The sequence below is a fragment of the Dyadobacter frigoris genome, assembly GCF_005280585.1.
Classification (GTDB): Bacteria; Bacteroidota; Bacteroidia; order Cytophagales; family Spirosomataceae; genus Dyadobacter; species Dyadobacter frigoris.
This window is the reverse complement of the sequence record NZ_SZVO01000003.1, coordinates 154,074-175,382: the sequence shown is the minus strand read 5'-3', so window position 1 is coordinate 175,382 and position 21,309 is coordinate 154,074. Positions and strand designations below refer to the sequence as shown.

The following is a 21,309-nucleotide window of genomic DNA, read 5'->3' as shown; positions in this document are numbered from 1 at the left end:
GTCGACTGCTTTTTTCTAACTTTGTAATTCATTTAGTGGTTGCTAAATAGCCGCGGCGTTCAGCAATCTTTTGTAAATAAAGAAATTGATTAATTTTTAAAGGAATTATGGCCAAAGTATCGGTGAACAAACACCAGCCTGTTTATCAAATGCCTACGAATCCGGCAGCGGTTCGCACGAAAAGGTATGCGTTGCCAACGAAGAAATACATTACGCTTGCCATGAAGCATTTTTTTAAGTCGCAAATTAAATGGGTGTTACTGCCTGTAGCCTTGCTTCTTATCAATGCAATTGTAAGTTTTACAGGTGTTTATCCTAATTATTGGATCTATATTGTAATCGTTGTTGCTGTAATTTTATATCTTTTGTTCTGGGTAGTACAATTTACCGGAATTACGCAGTTGGCCCAATACAAGCCGATGTTCGAAAAATTTTCATATGAAATCGACAACCGTCAGATTTTGATGAAAATGAATGCAAAAGAAGGCAGTATCATGAAATGGGAGCAAATTCAGGAAGTTTATAAGGATGAGGAATCTTACATAATGATCATTTCGAGAGGTCAGTTTGTACAGCTTCCGTTCTCGATTTTTACTTCGGAACATGATATCAAAGTTTTTGAAAGAATATTGAAACAAAAAGAATTGCTGAAAGAAAAGTAATATTTTGTTTTAAATAATTTAAAAGCGGAAATCGGGGAGTACCCGGTTTCCGCTTTTTTGTTTTTGATGGATTGATTGGGATTAAGAAATATCAGGAAATTAATATGTCACCCTGCGCGGGCGTCCCCGTCGGGGTTTGCTCCCGGGTATTTAGGTTTTTCTCCAATAATGCCATCCCGTTGGTATTGATAATTGGTTGTTGTAACCATATTATCCCTTTTGAGATTTGATTCGGCTTGTTGATCAATAGTTACTTTATTAGCTTAAAAGTAACAATCCTGAAAGGATGATATTATTATAGAAATGTCGAATTAGATATAGCCTAAACCCTGAAAGGGTGACATAATTCTGTTAACTAAACCCTTCATTTGAAATAAAAAGGATTCGCAGCTAGTCCATTTTAACTAAAAATAGTATTGCCATATTGATAGATTGCAAATATTTGTGTATCAATATTTTAAATCTATTTTTTTAATTCAATATTGTAATTATTCTGAAAAAATCTCTTCCATTGCCAGCATTAAAAATAAACGTTTTTATTGATCATGAACCAAAGAAGCTCTAAAATCGTAAAACCAGTATGAAAAAAGCCTATTTTTACGGCTTCTTGTTTCAACAGATCTTAATTTATGTCAAATAACCTCTTCGATTTTGGAATGATTGGGTTGGGAGTAATGGGTAGAAACCTCTTGCTTAACACAGCTGATCACGGTTTTTCTGTTATTGGTTTTGATAAAGACGAAACCAAAACTGCCGCCCTGGAAGCCGCAGCAACAGAAGGTACTACCGTAAAAGGAGTTCCGGATCTTGCACATATGGTGCAGCAATTACAACGTCCTCGTAAGCTAATGATGCTTGTTCCAGCCGGAAAGCCGGTTGACGATGTGATAGAATCTTTATTGCCTTTGGTTGAAAAAGGTGATGTCATTATTGATGGCGGAAATTCGCATTATACTGATACTTTACGCCGGGTTAAATATCTGCGTGAAAAAGACATTCATTTCATGGGTGTAGGCGTATCCGGCGGAGAGCAGGGTGCACGTACAGGCCCAAGTATAATGCCTGGCGGTGATGTTGAGGCATATGGCCATGTAAAACCTTTGCTTGAAGCAATTTCGGCAAAAGTAAACGGCGAACCATGTGTGGCATATCTTGGAAAAGAAGGTGCCGGACATTATGTGAAAATGGTTCATAATGGTATTGAATACGCTATTATGCAGCTAATCAGTGAAGCATATACTTTACTGAAACACGCTGGGTTGAACAATGACGAACTTCATGAAACATTCAAAAGATGGAATGAAGGTGCACTTCAATCATTTCTGGTGGAAATCACGGCTGATATTTTCCTACAAAACGACGACAAAACCAGCGCTCGTTTATTGGATGTAATTTCTGATAAAGCAGGTTCAAAAGGAACTGGAAAATGGACTTCACAGGATTCTATGGAATTACCTGTTGCAGTTCCGGTGATCGATACGGCGGTTGCAATGCGTACTATTTCCGGTTATAAGGATGAAAGAGTAAAAGCTTCTGCTTTATATAACGAATCTGGTGCGGCACTGAATGTGTCTACTGAGGAATGGGTTAAGCAAGTTCACGACGCATTATATTTTGCTACTATATTAAGTTACGCGCAGGGCTTGGCAATGCTTTATCAGGCATCAAAAGAACTTGCGATGGATATTCCTTTGCCGGAAGTTGTAAGTGTTTGGCGCGGTGGTTGTATCATCCGTTCAACCTTGTTGGAAACTTTTACACTGGCTTACAAACAATCGCCGGATCTGTCGAATATTTTATTGGATGCAGGCGTTGCGTCGCTTGTGAAATCTGCTGAAAGTAATACACGTGCAGTAGTCGCACAGGCAGCGCTAAGTGGTATTCCGGCAGCAGCATTTATGTCGTCACTTGCTTATTTTGATGCTTATCGCACCGAAAGAATGGCGACAAATTTAATTCAGGCACAACGTGATTATTTTGGCGCACACACGTATCAGCGCACTGATATTTCAGGCTCGTTCCACACGGAATGGAATCATTAAAAAGTAACTTTTATGAAAACAAATAAGAGGCCGCCCGCTTCCATATTATTTATTTTTGGAGGCAGCGGTGATTTAAATTACAGAAAATTAACACCAGCACTTTATAATCTTTTCCTTGACGAATGGATGCCCGAAAAATTCGCCATTGCAGGTATCGGGAGAAGTGCATATAGTAATGAAGAATATCACGGCCACTTGCTGGATGGAATTACGAAATTTTCCAGACGTAAAGATGACCAAAATGAGCATTGGGGAGATTTCAGTCAGCATGTTTCGTATCTTCAAATGGACGGAGATGACGCGGCTGCTTATCACAAAATAACGGATCTGGTAAAGGAAAAAGAAGCAGAATGGGGGCAGCATCCTAATGTGATTTTTTATCTGGCCGTTGCTCCGCAGCTTGTGCCTTCTATTGCGACCAAACTTGGCGCGCTTAATCTTTGCAGTGATATTCATTGTACAAGAATTGTGGTTGAAAAACCTTTTGGACACGATTTGAAAAGTGCACATGAGTTGAATGCGCTGCTTTCCGGAATGTTCAAGGAAGAGCAGATTTTCAGGATTGATCATTATTTAGGAAAAGAAACGGTACAGAATATCCTTGCTTTGCGCTTTGCAAATGCTTTGTTTGAGCCGCTTTGGAACAGGAATTATATTGATCACATTCAGATCACAGCCGCTGAAAGCGTTGGTCTGGAAGGTCGTGGAGGCTATTTTGAAAATTCAGGTGCTTTGCGGGATATGGTTCAAAATCATATTTTGCAAATACTTTGTATGGTGGCCATGGAAGCTCCGGTTTCTTTTGATGCCAATGAAATCAGAAATAAGAAGGTGGATGTGCTCCACGCAATCCGCCGGATTTCACCTGATAAGGTACATGAGCACGCTGTACGCGGACAATATTCAAGCGGTACAAAAAAAGGAGAAGAGGTTGTTGGATACCGTGAGGAAAAAGGAGTTAATCCTGAATCTGCCATTGATACTTTTGCAGCAGCGAAATTTTATATTGACAACTGGCGCTGGCACGGCGTTCCGATTTATGTCCGTACCGGAAAATACTTAAATCAGAAAGCTACGCACATTACCTTGCAGTTTAAATCTGCACCGCATAATGCGTTCCCATCAGAATCTGAGGATACCTGGCATTCCAATAAACTTACGATAAGCATTCAGCCTGAAATGGATATAAGCCTTAGTTTTCAGGTAAAACGTCCAGGCCAGACAATGACGCTTGATCCGGTTAATATGACTTTTAGTTATGATGATGCTTCGAAAGATCATGCGCCGGAAGCTTATGAAACTTTGCTTCTGGATGTAATGGAAGGTGATGCGACCTTGTTTATGCGGGGCGATCAGGTGGAAGCGGCCTGGAAAGTAATTATGCCAATTCTGGAAAACTGGGAAAGTAACAAACCTGTTGATTTTCCAAACTATGCTCCCGATTCATGGGGGCCGGATGCGGCTGATCAGTTAATTGCCCGCGAAGGACATGCATGGATTAATACACCGTCAGCTTAAATAATAAACTATTGGGACAACTTCATATTGCAAAGGATGCTGTTCAGCTTAGCGCAGACCTGGCTGAATGGATCAGTAATTACATAAAGGAAGTATTGACAAAAAAGGACCGGTTTACATTTGTTCTTTCAGGAGGCAGCACGCCAAAGCTTCTTTATACTTTGCTCTCTGCTAAACCATACAGCGAAAGTATTCCCTGGGAAAAAATACATTTTTTCTGGGGTGATGAAAGAGCTGTGCCATTTGAAGATTCGCGTAATAATGCTAAAATGGCATATGAAGAACTTCTGGATAAAGTAGGTGCAAAAGCTGAAAATATTCATGTTATGCGTACCGATATCGGACCGGAAGAGTCTGCTGCTGAATATGAAAAAATATTGAAGCAGTATTTTGATGGCGAGGAAACTACCTTCGATTTTGTATTATTGGGTATGGGAGACGACGGACATACTTTATCTTTGTTTCCGGGAACGTCCGTTATTCATGAAAAAGATGCATGGGTAACTTCTTTCTTCCTGGCAGCTCAGGATATGTATCGCATCACGCTGACAGCTCCGGTTGTTAACCATGCGGCTGCTGTTGTGTTTTTGGCCGTGGGTACCGGAAAATCGGAAACTTTAAAACACGTGTTGGAAGGAGAATTTGAACCGGATACTTATCCTTCGCAGGTTATCAAGCCGGCAAAGGGTAAACTGCTATGGTTTATTGACGAAGCCGCCGCAGCTGCCCTGAAAGCATAACTGACGAATTGAAATATAGAAAGGGGAGGACGCTCAGTTAGGTGTCTTTCCCTTTTTTGTTTTAAATAATTGAGAACCCAATGACACCAAACCTGAAATTTAATAGGCACACTCCCGAATTCCTCTTACATTTGATCCATTACTCAATCCCGCAAAAACGCCTTGAAAACTGTATTAATTATTGACGACGAAGAAAAGCTTCGTGCGCTTTTGGCAAGAATCCTGAAATCTGAGGGCTTTGATGTGCTTGAAGCCGGAGATTGTAAATCAGGCCTGAAAAGTGTTGAAATAAATGATATTGATGTTGTTTTATGTGACGTAAAACTTCCCGATGGAAGTGGTGTGGATATGGTTTCCAAAATCAAACAGAAGAAATCTCAGGTTGAGGTTATTTTACTGACTGCCTATGGGAATATTGCGGATGGTGTCCAGGCAATGAAAAATGGTGCTTTTGATTATATTGTTAAGGGTGACGATAACGATAAAATTATTCCGCTACTACATCGCGCTATTGAAAAAGTACAATTGCAAAAGCGTGTTAAAGAGCTGGAAAAAAGGGTTGAGGATAAATTTTCTTTTCAATCTGTTATTGGCAAATCAAAAGCTATTCAACAGGCCATTGAACTGGCTCAAAGAGTTGCGCCAAACGATACCAATGTATTACTAACCGGAGAAACGGGAACGGGAAAAGAAGTTTTTGCGCAGGGAATTCATCAGGCAAGTCAGCGGGCCGGAAAAACATTTGTGGCTCTGAACTGCGGTGCTTTTGGAAAAGATATTCTGGAAAGTGAATTGTTTGGATATAAACAAGGCGCTTTTACCGGTGCCAATAAAGATAAGAAAGGGTTAATCGAAGAGGCTAATAATGGTACTTTATTTCTGGATGAGATAGGTGAAATGCCGCTTGAATTACAGGCAAAACTTCTCCGGGTTTTAGAAACAAATGAATTCATTAAACTGGGAGATACGAAAACATCAAAATCTAATTTTCGGTTGATAGCTGCTACTAACCGGGATTTAAAGATAGAAAGTGAGGAGAAGCGTTTCAGGTCAGATTTGTATTTCAGATTAAATGTTTTTCAAATTCAGCTTCCGCCGCTTCGGGAAAGAGTTAAGGATATAGAAGCATTACTTCAATTTTTTGTCACTCAGTTTTCAGCAAAAATGAATAAAAAGATGCTTATTTATTCAGACGAATTCCTTAAAAAACTGGAAACATATAAATGGGTTGGCAATATTCGGGAATTGAGAAATGTGATTGAACGGGCCGTGATTTTAAGTGATGATCAGCTTGATATTGAAAGTCTGCCATTCGAAATTCAGCAATCTGAACCGGCTGCTAAAAACGGTCAGCTTTCTGCTTTTTCTATGGAAAGTATTGAAAAACTGCATATCCAGAAAGTCCTGAATTATGCCAAAGGAAACAAGGCAGAAACGGCCAGGTTGCTTGAAATTGGTATCGCTACGCTTTACCGGAAATTGGAAGAGTACAATATTCATTAAATTTTCTAGTTAGTATAAAAAAAACGGCCTCTAATTAGTGGCCGTTTTTAATTACAACTTGTTGCATTTTAATATTGACAAATTAGTATAAACAATGCTATGTTGATTAGCCTAAATATTCTTTTCTATACTTCTGTTGAACCGGATTTCCAGATCAGATATTTTTACTTACAGTTACATCGCAGACTTTTGATATTTCCTTATCAAAGGAGGCTTCATTCAATTAAAACACAATTAAACCTAGCTTAAAATGAGGTTAAAATTGGATCTTTTAAGGATTACACTAATTTTTTGTAATTGGTTTCAGCGGAATCTTCTACTTTACGCACGATAAGAATATGTATTTAATTTGAAACTTATTATCTATTTTTGTGTTCAAGTCTATAATATTAGTAGATTATCTGTTCAATTTTAAACCGATTTAGTTATGTCACTTCGATTAGGAGATATTGCCCCGGATTTTGAGGCAAATACTACACAAGGACCAATAAAATTTCATGAATGGTTGGGAACAAGCTGGGGATTGCTTTTTTCCCATCCAGCAGATTTTACGCCGGTATGTACTACGGAACTTGGTAAAACCGCTCTTTTAAGCGGAGAATTTGAAAAACGTAATGTGAAGGTTTTAGCAGTTAGTGTTGATGACGTAGATTCTCACAACCGCTGGATTCCGGATATTAATGAAGTAAATGATACCGTTGTTAATTTTCCGATCATCGCTGATGAGGGACGTAAAGTCGCTGAATTGTATGATATGATTCACCCGAATGCAAGTGAAAAAGCAACAGTTCGTTCTGTATTTATTATCGGCCCGGATAAAAAAATTAAACTTACGCTTACTTATCCGGCGTCAACCGGGCGTAATTTTAATGAAATTATTCGCGTTATTGATTCGCTGCAATTGACTGCAAACTATTCTGTTGCCACGCCGGCGGATTGGAAAGATGGAGAGGACGTTATCGTTGTTCCCGCTATAAGTACTGAGGATGCAGAAAAGAAATTCACTAAGGGTTTACGAATCGTAAAACCTTATCTTCGCTATACGCCACAGCCTAATAAGTAATTTTTGCAGGTTGTTAAATAAAAAGTCCTCAAATTTTATCATTCCTATGAAGGATAAAATTTGAGGACTTTTTATTGTTGCACTTTTAGTTTTCCACTTCCGACTTTTCAATTTCTTCTGGCTCAATAACCGGATCTCCGTAAAAAGTCATATGCCTCGCTCCCTGATAATAATACCAAATCGAAGCGGCCATAGGAATGTGGCTGATGTCGTTATAATTAAACCACGGCCCAAAACTGAATTTCAGCGCATGAAAACCGGCGGCAACTGCACCTAAACCCGTTGCTATAAAAATGTTCACGCTTCCAGGATCTTTTTTACGTTTATATACAAAAATTTCGATCATAAACAGCATCAGAAAAAGTCCGTAAAATGCATGGATTTCAACAACTACGAAATTCAGCGTGATTAACGTCAAAACAAAAAACAGCGTTAATTCTATATAATTCAGATAGCCTAGCCAGGAACCAAATTTTGGTTTTAAAAGCGGTTTTATATGCCAGATTGCTGCTCTTTCGAATAATGCGACAGCTATCATACTGGAAAACCATCCCGGGATTTTCCCCGGCTGCCCCGTCACATATAAAAAGCCGTGACCCAAAACACCACCAATTACCGTGGCAATTCCCATAAACAGAAAGAAATATCGTATCTGGCTATACATCCGGTGCACACGTGCAAGCCTGCCTAAATGCACAAATGCGTAAAAGCAGACAATAGCCATCAGCAGGCTGGAAATAACGGTAGATGGTTCCAGAATGGTAATCCCAAACAGTTTGATTTGATGAACTTTGCTAAAATCTATGATAACCTCATTCATTGAAAGAACGTCTTAATAGGAGTAAAAAGAACCTGGGTTGAAAATTTATTTTGTCAAAAGTAAGAACAAATGTGTTATCGTCTGCAACATTCGTCGGCATACACCACTCTTTATTAATATTGTGCCAGTAACGGTAAAATCATATTTGCAGACTTTCCTGACTATTAAGTTTTTTTGAGTAGTATAATTAGTCAGGCTAAAAGTACTACTGGTAGACAAAATCGAGTTGCTGGTCTATTTCCCGAATGGAAGTGAATTACATAGTATTTCTTTGTATCGGGAAATGTGTTTGAGAATAAGACTGACCCTCCTGACAATTAATTATCATACCATGAAAAGATTTTTTTTAGCGAGTTTTAAAGTATCAGCACTTGCCTTTATTTTATTTTTACAGGCACATGTAAGCACGGCGCAAGGTCCGTTGGCACCGTCAAATAATTCACAAACTTCGGTTACACCCAAGGGGAATTCCAAAATTTCAGGATTTGTATCCGATTCAGTCGCTGCAAAACCGGTTGAGTTTGTAAGTGTTGCTTTGGTTAACTTTTCGGATAACAAAGTAATTGACGGAGCCGTAGGAGATGAAAAAGGTAAATTTGAAATAACAGGCGTTGCCGCGGGAAAATACAAATTGTTGTTTTCATTCATTGGATTTAAGGATAAATCTGTAAACCTGGTGGTAGAGAATGGTAGAAACGTTGATCTGGGAACGATCAAAATGTCGGCCAATACCAAAACACTTGATGAAGTAACCATCACCGGTGAGAAATCAATGGTTGAAGAAAAGGTGGACAGACTGGTTTATAACGCGGAAAAAGATATTACTTCCAAAGGCGGCGATGCTTCCGACCTTTTAAGAAAAGTACCGATGTTATCAGTGGATTTGGATGGAAATGTCTCCTTACGTGGAAGTTCCAATATTCGCGTTTTGATTAATAACAAACCTTCCACAATCATAGCGAGCAACGTCGCGGATGCACTGAAACAGATCCCGGCCGACATGATCAAATCTGTTGAAGTAATTACTTCGCCTTCCGCAAAGTATGATGCAGAAGGTTCTGGCGGGATTATTAATATCATTACCAAGAAAAATAATTTACAGGGACTGACGCTGAATGTTGACTCTGGTGTAGGTAACCGCGGTACTAATCTGGGCCTTAACGGTAGTTATCGCAAAGGGAAAATGGGTTTTACTTTGGGTGGATTTGGCCGTGCATTTTATAATAAAGCTACGTCGGTACTTGACCAGGATACAAAGTCAGGCAGTGATATTTTTTCGACCAAACAAAATTCCAACGCGAAGGACAGGGGATTATTTGGACAATATTCTTTGGGTTTTGATTATGACTTAGGAAAAAATCAGGCACTTTCCGCCGGTGTACGTTATGGTACCCGTAACTTTATTCAGAAACAAAATCTGTTTATTGATCAGTTTACAAATTCGGTAGCGACCGCAAATTCCCAGCGTAAAGTTGATCGTAAAGATCTTTCCGGAACTATCGATATGAACATTGACTATGTACGTACGTTCAAACCGCAGCAGGAATGGAGTTTTTCAACACTTTACAGCCGGACCAATCTGACGAATAATTTCGATACAGATATTTTAAATACGGATGGAAATGTGGGTAGCAGACTGAAAAACGTTAACGGTAATTCTAACAACGAATTTACCCTTCAAACAGATTACCAAACGCCAATCAAGAAAAACCAGTTACTTGAATTCGGGGCAAAGGGAATTTTTCGTAAAGTAAACAGTGATTACAAATACCTGATGGCCGGTGAATCGGGCGATTTTACAATCAATCCTGATAACCCTTCCGGTACTTTGAATTATAATCAGAATGTTGCTGCCGGTTATGTTTCTTACTCTTTGACCACAAAAAACAAATATACGATCAAGGCCGGAACGCGTTATGAATATACCGGTATTAGTGCTGATATGGGTGATAAAGGGAAAATATCGATTCCAAGTTACGGAAACCTTGTCCCGAGTATAAACCTTTCAAAAAATATTACTGACGCTACTACAATTAAAATTGCGTATAACAGAAGATTGCAGCGCCCGGGTATTCAGCAGCTCAACCCAAACGTAAATATTGCAAATCCGCAAAGTATCAGTATGGGGAATCCGTCACTGAGCCCTGAGCTAACCAATAACTTTGAAGCGGGTTTGAGCACTAACATTAAGAAGACTTATCTGAACGTTTCAGTTTTTGCGCGTAATACAAATAATTCTATCACGCAGGTACGTACTACCATTGATACACTTGCCGGTGCTATTGTTACCACATATGAAAATATCGGAAAGCAGCGCGCTTATGGTGCCAACCTTTTTGCCAACGTTTATCTTACTTCAAAATGGACCGTGAACGGAAGTGTCGATTTGTTGCAGTCACACATGGAAGGACAGACTACCAATGAAGAAGGAGTTTCGGTTCCGGTCAGTAACTCTGGATTTAATTATGGCGGAAGGATCATGTCTCAAATTTCTCTGAAAAAAGGATGGGGATTACAGGCCTTCGCGTTCTATCGCGGTAAAGAAGTACAGTTACAAGGTTCAAGAACCGGATTTTATATGTACTCGCTTGGCTTTAAAAGAGATTTCAACAATAAAAAAGGAAGCATTGGTTTTGGTGCTGAAAACTTCATGACTAAAGGTGTAAGATTCACTTCTGATCTTCAATCGCCGATTTTTGCCCAGACCAGCCAAACGCAATTATACAACAGGAATTTTAAGGTAACCTTTAACTATACAATTGGAAAAATGAGTTTTGACGCTCCTAAACGTAAAACGCGTTCTGTTTCGAATTCAGATGTGAAAGGCGGAGGAGAAAATAACTAGGATTTCCATCGGGCATTTTATCAAAGGCTAACTTTCGGGTTAGTCTTTTTTTGTTTATGATTTTTCTTTCTTTAATATAACGGTTTAAATCTCCGGGAGCTTGAATAATTTTGTAGATTTAAGTAAATAAGGTTATTACTCATCTGAATTTCTCAGCCATGAAATGGTCATTTATTATTCAGCAAAAACTCAAAGCCAGTTTGCTTCTGGGAGGAATTATGGTTGCTATTATTCTGGGAACTGTTTTATCCAGGAATAATATTAGTGGAATTGATAAATCTTTTTCTTCAATTTATAAAGACAGGCTGATTCCAGCCACGACGATCATTTATCTAACTGAAAATTTATACAATAAGCGCCTTTCACTGGAAAGATATCTTTTTTCAGAAGAGCACATAGAGCATGGAGATATTCTGTTACAATTAAATCAGTATAATGAAAATCTGGATTCCTTGATCAAAGCTTTTGAAAAAACGTATCTGGTTGAAGAGGAAGCCAGAATTCTTTCAGATTTCAGGGGTAGGGTAGAAGCCTATATTTTGCTGGAAAAGCAAATAATTGACAATCAAAGATCAGGTAATCATGTTTTGGCCAAAGAAATGTTTGAAGGAAAAGGAGCAATTACTTTTCAAAATTCACTTGTCCTTCTTAACGAACTTGCCAAAATTCAGTCTGAGGTAGGAAATAAGTTAATGCTGGAATCAAAAACTGATTTTGCAGGTTTTGCGATGCTTTCCTTTTTACAAATTGGTCTTTCAGTGGTTTTGGGATTGGTTATTTTGGTTCTGATCAAAAATTCACGAATTATTAATAACCCTGATGTTTTGAAAACGAAGGGGCAAAACTTTCATATGAATTGATATTATGAACAAAAGAAAAGGCGGATCTCAAAGCTGTTAAGCTCGGTGATCCGTCTTTTTACTTTTAGCTTATGTCTTATTGACCTACTTTACGGCCTTTCAAAGTTTCACGCTGATTATTTACCTGTTTCAATAAATCTTTGCTAACAAACAGACGAGCTCCGTTTCCTGACTGAATATCAAAAGAACGGTCTTTGTAAGTAAACTTATTATTTGGCAAAACATCCAGAAAATAATTCTGTCCGCTCAGATTAAATTTCATGCCCTTAGTGTCAGTTTGAGTATCGTCCCACGAAACAGAAATGGTTCCGTTGCTTGATCCGAGCGCAACACCCGGCGTGAAAAGACGCACATTAATAGTTTGGATGCTTTTACCATTATTAATGCTGATTTTTCCCTCAGGATTTACTTTGATGTCGTTTGGATCACTCACTTCCCTGCGGATTGTGATCGCCTTGTCATTGAAAAACTGAACTTTACTTAATGGAATTCCCGCATTTTCCAGATCCTTGCGCAGGTCTTCAGTAAAAACAGTATAGTTTGTAAATGGGATTGAATTCGTGGTGGTACAGGCCGATACTGCTGCGATAAGTGCCAGGCCTAGAAATAGTTTTTTAATTAGATTCATGGTTTTTAATTCGTGTTTCAGTAATAACTGATTGTCAAAATGTTTTATTTTTTCAAAAATGTAGAGAACGCAATATTACTAAAAAGCCTTGCAGTAACCAACTTCAAACTGATATCAATATAAGTGTTTCCGTGCTGACAATCTGTCAGACAGGTTTCGTCATAATTCCTATTGGAACGCAAATTTTTGTACCGTATTGCAAAGCAGAAAATAATTCTAAAATATAATATTCAATAAATAGAAAAATTATGGAATCAGTGATTCAGGAAAAAGGAAATCTTAGCATTCATACCGAAAATATATTTCCGATAATTAAAAAATTCCTTTATTCGGACCACGAAATATTTTTACGCGAATTAGTTTCAAACGCTGTTGATGCAAGTCAGAAAGTTAAAAAACTTGCTTCTTATGGTGAGTTTAATGGTGAGCTGGGTGATTTGAAAGTGGTGATTAAACTGGATAAAGAAGCTAAAACCATTACAATCAGCGACAACGGTATCGGTATGACTGCCGATGAAATTAAAAAGTATATCAACCAGATCGCTTTTTCCGGAGCTACTGAATTTGTTGAAAAGTATAAGGATAAAGGTGAGGACGGAAAAGGGGATAAAGGAATTATCGGTCACTTTGGTCTTGGATTTTATTCTGCATATATGGTTGCAGAAAATGTTGAAATCATTACAAAATCCTACAAAGATGGTTCAGAAGCTGTTCGTTGGATATGTGACGGATCGACCGAATATGAGTTAACATCAGCCGAAAAGGCGGATCGCGGATCAGACGTTATTCTGCACATCGCTGCGGATTCGGAAGAGTTTTTGGAAGAGGACCGTTTGAGAGGAATTCTGGAAAAATATGGTAAATTTTTACCAATCCAGATTGAATTTGAAGACAAAATCATCAATAACCCAAATCCGATCTGGACAAAAAATCCGTCGGATTTAAAGGATGAGGATTATATTGCTTTTTATAAAGAACTTTATCCTTTCAGTGAGGATCCGTTATTCTGGATCCATTTGAATGTTGATTATCCTTTCAATCTGACCGGGGTTTTATATTTCCCAAAATTGAAAAACGATTTCCAGGGACAACGTGAAAAAATCCAGCTTTACAGTCGCCAGGTATTTATTACTGACGAGGTAAAGGATATCGTTCCTGATTTCCTTCAATTATTGCACGGTGTAATTGATTCTCCGGATATTCCTTTGAATGTATCGAGAAGTTATCTTCAGGCTGACGGGAATGTGAAGAAAATCAACGGATACATCACGCGTAAAGTAGCGGATAAACTATCAGAGATTTTCAAAAATGACCGTGCCGGATTTGAAGGTAAATTTGATGATATCGGATTGTTCGTGAAATACGGAATTATCAGTGATGAGAAATTTTATGAAAAAGCGAAAGATTTCTGTTTGTTGAAAAATGTTGATGGCAAATTCTTCACTTTTGAAGAATACAAAGAAGCTGTTAAAGAAAATCAGACAGACAAAAATGAAATGCAGGTTTGGTTATATACAACCGATGAAAAGAAACAAGATGCTTTCATTCAATCTGCAAAAAAACGTAGTTATGACGTTCTTTTGTTAACAAGCGTAATTGATTCTCATTTTATCAATGCTTTGGAACAGAAGGTTGAAAAAATCCAGGTAAAACGCGTGGATGCAGATACGCTTGACAAGTTGATCGAAAAAGATGTGACTTTGGAAAGCATTCTTTCAACCGAAGAATCTGATAAGGCTAAAAAGCTTTTTGAAGAAGTTGTAAACAGCAAAGCCGGTAACGTTCAGATTGAAGCAATGCCGGTGGATGAATTGCCGGTAGTGATCACTTTTCCTGAATTTATGCGCCGTATGACGGATATGCAGGCTTCTTCGGGACAGCCTTCGATGTTTGGAAATATGCCTTTAATGTATACAATTTCAGTAAATGCGAATCATCCGATAATCGGGCGTATTTTGAATACTGAAAGCGAAGAAGAACAAAAAACGTTAGCCAAACAGGTTTATGATCTTGCACTTTTGTCACAAGGACTTTTGATTGGAAGCGAGTTGACACAATTTATCCAACGTACCGTAGCTGGTTTGTAATTCAAATTATCTAAAACTGAAAAAATCCGCTTTCATTACGAGAGCGGATTTTTTCAGTTTTAGATAAGACACTTCATTATTGTCTTCCTGCAATTAATTTGTCTTTCAGAATTTGTAATTCCTGCCATCTTTTTTCATTGGCAAGTTTAGCCTGCTGAGGCCAGCTGCTTGGATCATGCATTTGAAAACGCGGGCCTGCATTTTTCAGGATATTGGATATTCTTATCGGGTTTGTATTTGACAGCTGTTCGTAAGTGTAAATACCTTCCTTGTTGATAAGCTCCTCAATTTTAGGCCCAATTCCTTCAATTATTTTAAAGTCATCGGCTTTTGCGGGATCTAAGGGTATAGCAGTCGGATATACTGTTTTGGATGCTTTACCAACAAGCGGCTGTTGAGCCGTTGTAAATTCCCGATGTTGTGATCGGCAGTTCGCAAGTTCAATTTTCCTTTCAGAAATAGATTCACGGAGTACTCGTATACGTCCGTTTGTGATAAGCCGGGCGATGAGCCAGCCAACAAAAGCTGCAATAATCAGCAAGATTAATATTTCAGATATAGCGACAGGCTTACTGAATGGATTGAGTTGTAAAAGCATCATGATTTCTTATATCGTTATCTTAAAAGATTGATCAATTTAACTATTCTTCGCGGCCACCGTTAAGTATGTCCTGCCATACTTTCAGCTCGTCCCAGCTGCCTTTTGATGCCATTTCTGCCTGGCGTGGCCATGTTGCCGGATCATGCACCTGAAAACGGGAATCTGAATTAGAAAGAATTGCTGAAATCTGGTCGGGAGTTTTTTGACTTAACTGATAAAAGGAATGTATACCGGCCGTATTCAGGATACTTTCAATTTTAGGTCCTATCCCTTCGATGATCTTTAAGTCGTCATACTGCACTTTTTCTGATTCAACTGCGATGCCTGAGAAGCTTTCACGCGATGCATTTGATACAATCTTGGTAGCAGGTTTTTGTCTGTTACAAAAATCCAGATCATTATCCAGCCGGCTAAGTTCGTCTTCCAGTTCAGTGATAACAGAATTGCCTGTTATGTAGCCAATAATATATCCGAGAATTGCTGCTACAACGAGCATCAAAATATGCTGCCACAAAGCGTCGGGGTTTGCAAGAGGATTTAATTCAAACATGTTATAATGTGTTTTGAGTAATAAATAGCTATTGAACAACAATTGTTACACGACGATTGGCACGTTTTCCTTCCGGTGTATCGTTTGACGCTTTTGGATCAGCCTCGCCTTTACCATCCGTTGAAATCCTGTCGGCAGGGACACCCAGTGCAACAAATTTCGCCTTGATGATTTCCGCTCTTTTTTTAGAAAGTTTCAAATTCCATTCGGCACTGTCGTCGCTGTCCGTATAGCCGGTCAAAAGTAATTTTTTATCTTTATTTTCAGATAAAAACTTTTTGGCTTCAACGAGGAATTTCTGGTTTTCTCCTGTCTTAATATATTCTGCGCTTGCGGTTGGGAAATACAGATCCAGTGGTTTGAAAATACTTTCATATTTCTGTTCATTGGCAAGATCGTTTTCTGTAACCGCAACTCTTTTGGCAAAAGCGAAATCGATGCCGCCATGAAGAGAATCAGGGCTAAAAACAATTGCATCGTTCAATTGTCCATTTAAAACAAAGACAGAGTCAGATAAACCTTTACTCGTCAAATAGCTTTTGATAGCTGCTGCGCGGGCAATTCCGAGATTCGGGAAAGGTGTTGAATTGGTTTCCTGAGAAGAATAGGAGCCGGTAATCGTAATAATTTTACCAGGATTGGCGGCTGCAAATGAAGCCAGTGAATCAATTTCTGCCTGCACGCCGCTAAAATTGGCATCCGCACCAGATTTGGCAAAGCCGAAATTTCCGGAAGACGTTAAATTTAGCTCGGATCCATCAACGATTGTTAACGGTGAAATCACAGGGGCTGTTTTTGAAATAACAGTTGAGCTTGTAAGTGGTGCGTCGCATAGGAGCTTAATTTTACAAACGTGCCAGTAAGCCGAGCCAGCCATCCAGCCAATAAGTAATAACCACCAAATTGTTTTGTTGTTTGACATATGTGTTGTAGGGATTTAATTTACTTTTTGACTGAAAAAATCTATTCGGTCACAATATAATTCCTCTATAACTGTATGCAACAAACGATTAATAAAAAAAATAGCCCGGATGCAAACGCATCCGGGCTATTTTTATCTGTTCATTGATATTAAAAACTCTTCGTTGTTCCTGGTTCCCTTCATATGGTCGAGCAGGAAATCCATGGATTCCATGGCATTCATGTCGGACATGTGTTTTCGTAAAATCCAGACCTTTTTGAGTGTTTCTTTGTCAAGTAATAAGTCTTCACGACGTGTTCCGGATGCCATAACGTCAATCGCAGGGAATACACGTTTGTTTGAAAGTTTACGATCCAGTTGCAATTCCATGTTACCCGTTCCTTTGAATTCTTCAAAGATAACTTCGTCCATTTTTGAACCTGTATCGATCAATGCTGTTGCGATAATCGTAAGCGATCCGCCATTTTCAACATTTCTGGCTGCACCGAAGAAACGTTTTGGTTTATGCAAAGCGTTGGCATCAACACCACCGGAAAGAATTTTTCCAGAAGAAGGCACTACGGTATTATATGCACGGGCGAGACGTGTAATCGAATCCAGAAGAATAACTACATCATGTCCGCATTCAACCATTCTTTTTGCTTTTTCAAGCACGATGCTTGCTACTTTCACGTGACGGTCAGCCTGTTCATCAAAAGTGGATGCAATTACTTCTGCACGTACACTGCGCTGCATATCCGTAACTTCTTCCGGACGTTCGTCAATCAAAAGGATAAGTAAAAATACTTCCGGGTGATTACGTGTAATAGCGTTGGCAATTTCTTTCAAAAGAACAGTTTTACCCGTTTTGGGCTGAGCTACGATCATTCCGCGCTGCCCTTTTCCAATTGGAGCAAAAAGATCAAGAATACGGGTTGAATACTGATCCGGACGGCTGCTCAATCTTAAACATTCTTCCGGAAAAAGAGGCGTAAGGTATTCAAAAGGAATACGGTCTCTGATTTCTTCCGTCGTTTTACCGTTAACGGTTTCAACACGAAGCAAAGCGAAATATTTTTCTCCTTCTTTCGGAGGGCGAATCTGACCTTTTACAGTATCACCGGTTTTTAATCCGAATAATTTTATCTGCGAAGGCGAAACATATATATCATCCGGACTTGCCAGATAGTTGTAATCAGCTGATCTAAGGAAGCCATAACCGCCATCCTGCATAATCTCCAAAACGCCCTCATTAATAATCAGACCGTCAAATTCACGGACATAATTGTTATAATTGCGTTTGATTTTATTAGAAGGATCTTCTCTTGGGGCAGAATTCTGTTGTGGTTGTCTCTCGTTATTCTCTCCGGCCTGCTGCGTTGATCTTTCTTCAGTTGCAGTGGTATTTACCGGAGCACTTTGGGCAGTTTCAGTATTGTCGGCCTGAGACGAATTTTCAGTTTGTGAAGTACTTTCAGCTACCGGAGCTGTTTCTTCACGTCCCAAATCATCAAGTGTGTCTTCAACAGAATCAAGTTCACGTCCTGAATCCTTGTTTTTAGAAACGTCAGGTTTCCTTGAATTATCAAATTTCCTCGCAGGTGCTTCATACCTTTTAATCGGCTCGGCAACAGCAGCAGGAACTTCTTCCGCTATGGTTGGTTCGCTTACGACCGGCGTTTCGGTAATTCTTGGTGTTGTGTCAAAAAGAGGAGCGGATGCAGGACTGCTTATTTCTTTTCTAGGCTTGTTGGTGCGAACGTTAATTACTTTGGCAGAAACGGGAGTTTCAGTACGTCGGGCTCTTTTTTTCTTAGGCTCATCACCAACAGCAGAATCGTCAGCCTGGTCTGCTTCAATTGCCTGTTCAGGCTCCGGAGCAACATTTTGCTGTGCAATAATTCTTGACACTAATTCTTTTTTAGGAAGTTTGGCATAATCTTGAATGCCGCTTTGTCCCGCTATTTCTTTCAGCTCCGATAAAAGCTTAAGGTTCAATTCATCAATTGTAAGCATACAGAAAATATACAGTAAAGATAAACTTTACCAGATGATTAATGGGATAGTGAATATAGATGGAAAATTGATTGGAGAACGCAGGTCTCGGGTCACGTGATGGTCATTGATGCGTGGATATATTTCTTTGTCAAGTCTTAATAAAAGACGAGTCAAACAGGATAAAATTAAGATGGATCAACCAGGAAATTTTGCAATTTAATAGAAAATGTAGTGTGTAATAATTTCTTAGAGTATTTTTTCTCGCTAGTTTTGATAGCTAACGGGCGCCAGACATAACGGAATAATACAGGGGTGTTTTTTTACTTAAAACGAAGGTACAAAGTGTTTTTATTAAATCCAAATCATTTACGGGTGTATTTGTGAAAAAAATATAATGATATTGTAACTTTTGTTAATACATACCTGTCTTTTGCAGAATGTTAGTATTTCTGCAAAGAAAAGGAGACTTTTGTGGGAATATGAATGTCGTAGTCGATTCGGGCAATACTTATTCCAAGATTGGGTGGTTTTCGGGAGATCATTTAATCCGTTATGAAACACGGCTGGGTTTTACAGAACTCATTGAATTGATTCGATCAGAATTACCTGAACGTATCATGTATTCGTCCGTAAATAGATCGGTAAGTGAGTTTTTGGAGGCTTTGGATCGGGATGTGCCGGTTTTAAATTTGACAGGTAATACGCCTGTTCCCATAAAAAAGGATTACGAAACGCCGCATACGCTGGGAGCGGACAGAGTTGCAGGAGCCTGTGGTGCCAACTGGATGTTTCCCGAGAAAGATGTGCTGGTTGTTGATATGGGGACCAGTATCACCTATGATCTTGTCGATCGTGAGGGAATATTCAGGGGAGGATTAATTTCTCCGGGCGTTCGGATGCGATTTAACGCACTTCATACGTTTACAAAAAGACTTCCATTGTTTGATCCGGAAAAAGATCCTGAATTCATTGGAAAAAGTACAAAAAATGCTATTCAAAGTGGCGTTATGAATGGTACTCTGGCAGAGATTGAAGGAATAATTAACAGGTACCGACACGAAATACCATCTTTATGCGTAGTAATATGTGGTGGAGATGTAGCTTTTTTTGAAAGTAACCTGAAACCGCCCATATTTGCAGTGCCGGAACTGGTATTAATAGGACTGAACAGAATTTTAACATATAATGTCGCTCTACAATAGAATAGGATTACTCACGATAGCAATTACGCTCGGATGCAATTGTTCGGCCTTAATATCAAAAGTTAATGCACAGGGATTAGGAAATTCGCCATATTCATCTCTTGGTATGGGCGAACTTTATACGGATGCATTTGCATCTTCCTCCGGAATGGGGCAGGCAAATGTAAGTTCTGCCAGCAGTTTCGAAATTAACAATCTTAACCCTGCCTTGTGGGTAAGAAATAAATATACTACTCTTGATTTTGGTGGAATCGGACAATACAAAAAGATTGTTTCCGGTGCTAATAATCAACGTAACGCGGGGGGTAACCTTGCCTATGTCGCATTGGCTTTCCCTGTCGCGCCTCGCTGGACTTTGGGTATAAGTATTAAGCCGTACAGTTTTGTTGATTTCAAAAATACAGATGTAAGAAATGTTGCAGGTACACCTTATTCTGCCGATTATACAACGAGTGGAAAAGGTGGTGTAAATAAAGCTTCGTTCACAAATTCAGTCCAAATTGGTCGTTATTTGAGCCTTGGATTAGAAGCATCCTACTTTTTTGGTAACGTCAGAACAGCGTCGGAAGCGAGTATAGGTGACGGGTCCGGGTATCTGGTAAGTGTAAGTGATCGAACGGTTTATAAAGATATCGCTTTCCGAGGTGGTGCCGCTTTGAGACTTCCGCTTAAAAAGAATAATAAACTTAACCTGAATCTTGGTGGGGTTTATGGAGTTGGAACAAAGCTGAATGCAGAAAGAACCACAGCATTTGAATTACTCCAAAGCTCTTTTCCTGTAATTGCTCCGGATACGCTTGTAAAAAACAGAAAGGGAACTGTAACACTTCCTGCAACATATCAGGTAGGGTTTAGCTTCGAATGGCCCTACAAACTTACGCTGGCAGCTGATTACAGCCATGAATCATGGACAGGTTATAGAAATTATGACAAATCTCTTGGCAACGACGGCCTGAAAGATGTTGACCGGGTTCATGTCGGCGTTGAATATACACCTCGTTTCGGTTCTTTGAGCTATTTGGATAATGTTAGGTACCGCGCCGGTTTTAGTCACGGAAATACTCCTTATTCAATCAGTGAAAAAAATATAAAAGATACAAATGTGAGTCTTGGTCTTACGTTACCAATGGGACGTGGATATCAGAATTTTATTACGCTTTCTTTTATCGGCGGCCAACGCGGAGTGCTTGGGACTGGTATGGTTCGTGAACGTTACGGAAAGGTTGTGCTCGGCCTGACGCTCAGAGAAAGATGGTTTGAAAAACAAAAACTTGATTAACAATTAGCCT

17 protein-coding genes are annotated in these 21,309 nt (G+C 39.1%); 11 read left to right on the top strand and 6 right to left on the bottom strand.

What is annotated here, in order from left to right:
* The first annotated feature begins 107 nt into the window (after positions 1 to 107).
* The 6 genes from FDK13_RS07820 (at position 108) to FDK13_RS07795 (ending at position 7,528) form a co-directional block, all read left to right on the top strand.
* Positions 108 to 662, top strand: coding sequence for a YcxB family protein (locus FDK13_RS07820; protein ID WP_137339436.1), 555 nt, complete (start codon positions 108 to 110; stop codon positions 660 to 662).
* Positions 663 to 1,291: 629 nt separating this feature from the next.
* Complete coding sequence (gnd, locus tag FDK13_RS07815; protein WP_137339435.1) at positions 1,292 to 2,704, top strand: NADP-dependent phosphogluconate dehydrogenase; 1,413 nt, start codon at positions 1,292 to 1,294, stop codon at positions 2,702 to 2,704.
* A 12-nt stretch (positions 2,705 to 2,716) separates the two neighbouring features.
* Positions 2,717 to 4,222 (top strand): glucose-6-phosphate dehydrogenase, encoded by a 1,506-nt coding sequence (gene zwf, locus FDK13_RS07810; RefSeq protein WP_137339434.1) that lies wholly within the window; start codon positions 2,717 to 2,719, stop codon positions 4,220 to 4,222.
* An 11-nt stretch (positions 4,223 to 4,233) separates the two neighbouring features.
* On the top strand, positions 4,234 to 4,962 hold the full coding sequence (gene pgl / locus FDK13_RS07805; protein ID WP_137339433.1) for a 6-phosphogluconolactonase: 729 nt from the start codon (positions 4,234 to 4,236) through the stop codon (positions 4,960 to 4,962).
* A 162-nt stretch (positions 4,963 to 5,124) separates the two neighbouring features.
* A complete protein-coding gene (locus FDK13_RS07800) occupies positions 5,125 to 6,465 on the top strand; it encodes a sigma-54-dependent transcriptional regulator (protein ID WP_137339432.1) in 1,341 nt (446 codons plus the stop codon).
* A 427-nt stretch (positions 6,466 to 6,892) separates the two neighbouring features.
* Positions 6,893 to 7,528, top strand: coding sequence for a peroxiredoxin (locus FDK13_RS07795; RefSeq protein WP_137339431.1), 636 nt, complete (start codon positions 6,893 to 6,895; stop codon positions 7,526 to 7,528).
* 85 nt (positions 7,529 to 7,613) lie between these two features.
* Here FDK13_RS07795 and FDK13_RS07790 read toward each other — a convergent pair whose 3' ends face one another.
* Positions 7,614 to 8,348 carry a DUF6962 family protein gene (locus tag FDK13_RS07790; protein ID WP_137339430.1) on the bottom strand — a complete coding sequence of 245 codons (735 nt, stop codon included), beginning with the start codon at positions 8,346 to 8,348 and terminating at the stop codon, positions 7,614 to 7,616.
* A gap of 331 nt (positions 8,349 to 8,679) precedes the next feature.
* On the opposite strand from FDK13_RS07790, the gene FDK13_RS07785 reads away from it, so the two are divergent.
* Both FDK13_RS07785 and FDK13_RS07780 read left to right on the top strand, forming a co-directional pair.
* Positions 8,680 to 11,193 (top strand): TonB-dependent receptor, encoded by a 2,514-nt coding sequence (locus FDK13_RS07785; protein ID WP_137339429.1) that lies wholly within the window; start codon positions 8,680 to 8,682, stop codon positions 11,191 to 11,193.
* A 158-nt stretch (positions 11,194 to 11,351) separates the two neighbouring features.
* On the top strand, positions 11,352 to 12,053 hold the full coding sequence (locus FDK13_RS07780) for an MCP four helix bundle domain-containing protein (RefSeq protein WP_137339428.1): 702 nt from the start codon (positions 11,352 to 11,354) through the stop codon (positions 12,051 to 12,053).
* Positions 12,054 to 12,129: 76 nt separating this feature from the next.
* Here FDK13_RS07780 and FDK13_RS07775 read toward each other — a convergent pair whose 3' ends face one another.
* Positions 12,130 to 12,681, bottom strand: coding sequence for a hypothetical protein (locus tag FDK13_RS07775; protein WP_137339427.1), 552 nt, complete (start codon positions 12,679 to 12,681; stop codon positions 12,130 to 12,132).
* A 248-nt stretch (positions 12,682 to 12,929) separates the two neighbouring features.
* Between FDK13_RS07775 and htpG the strand changes: the two genes are divergently transcribed.
* Positions 12,930 to 14,768 (top strand): molecular chaperone HtpG, encoded by a 1,839-nt coding sequence (htpG, locus tag FDK13_RS07770; RefSeq protein WP_137339426.1) that lies wholly within the window; start codon positions 12,930 to 12,932, stop codon positions 14,766 to 14,768.
* Positions 14,769 to 14,844: 76 nt separating this feature from the next.
* Here the strand turns inward: htpG and FDK13_RS07765 are convergent, their stop codons facing one another.
* The 4 genes from FDK13_RS07765 to rho form a co-directional block, all read right to left on the bottom strand.
* On the bottom strand, positions 14,845 to 15,369 hold the full coding sequence (locus tag FDK13_RS07765; RefSeq protein ID WP_137339425.1) for a helix-hairpin-helix domain-containing protein: 525 nt from the start codon (positions 15,367 to 15,369) through the stop codon (positions 14,845 to 14,847).
* A 40-nt stretch (positions 15,370 to 15,409) separates the two neighbouring features.
* Entirely contained in the window at positions 15,410 to 15,919 is a 510-nt protein-coding gene (locus FDK13_RS07760; RefSeq protein ID WP_137339424.1) for a helix-hairpin-helix domain-containing protein, read from the bottom strand.
* 28 nt (positions 15,920 to 15,947) lie between these two features.
* On the bottom strand, positions 15,948 to 16,841 hold the full coding sequence (locus FDK13_RS07755; protein ID WP_137339423.1) for an OmpA family protein: 894 nt from the start codon (positions 16,839 to 16,841) through the stop codon (positions 15,948 to 15,950).
* Positions 16,842 to 16,973: 132 nt separating this feature from the next.
* A complete protein-coding gene (rho, locus tag FDK13_RS07750) occupies positions 16,974 to 18,836 on the bottom strand; it encodes a transcription termination factor Rho (RefSeq protein ID WP_137339422.1) in 1,863 nt (620 codons plus the stop codon).
* A 419-nt stretch (positions 18,837 to 19,255) separates the two neighbouring features.
* On the opposite strand from rho, the gene FDK13_RS07745 reads away from it, so the two are divergent.
* Together FDK13_RS07745 and bamG are read left to right on the top strand one after the other, a co-directional pair.
* Positions 19,256 to 20,020 carry a type III pantothenate kinase gene (locus FDK13_RS07745; protein ID WP_310588064.1) on the top strand — a complete coding sequence of 255 codons (765 nt, stop codon included), beginning with the start codon at positions 19,256 to 19,258 and terminating at the stop codon, positions 20,018 to 20,020.
* A complete protein-coding gene (gene bamG / locus FDK13_RS07740; RefSeq protein WP_229215949.1) occupies positions 20,004 to 21,299 on the top strand; it encodes a BamG family beta-barrel-assembly machinery protein in 1,296 nt (431 codons plus the stop codon). Before FDK13_RS07745 ends, bamG begins: the two co-directional genes overlap by 17 nt.
* Positions 21,300 to 21,309: the final 10 nt, after the last annotated feature.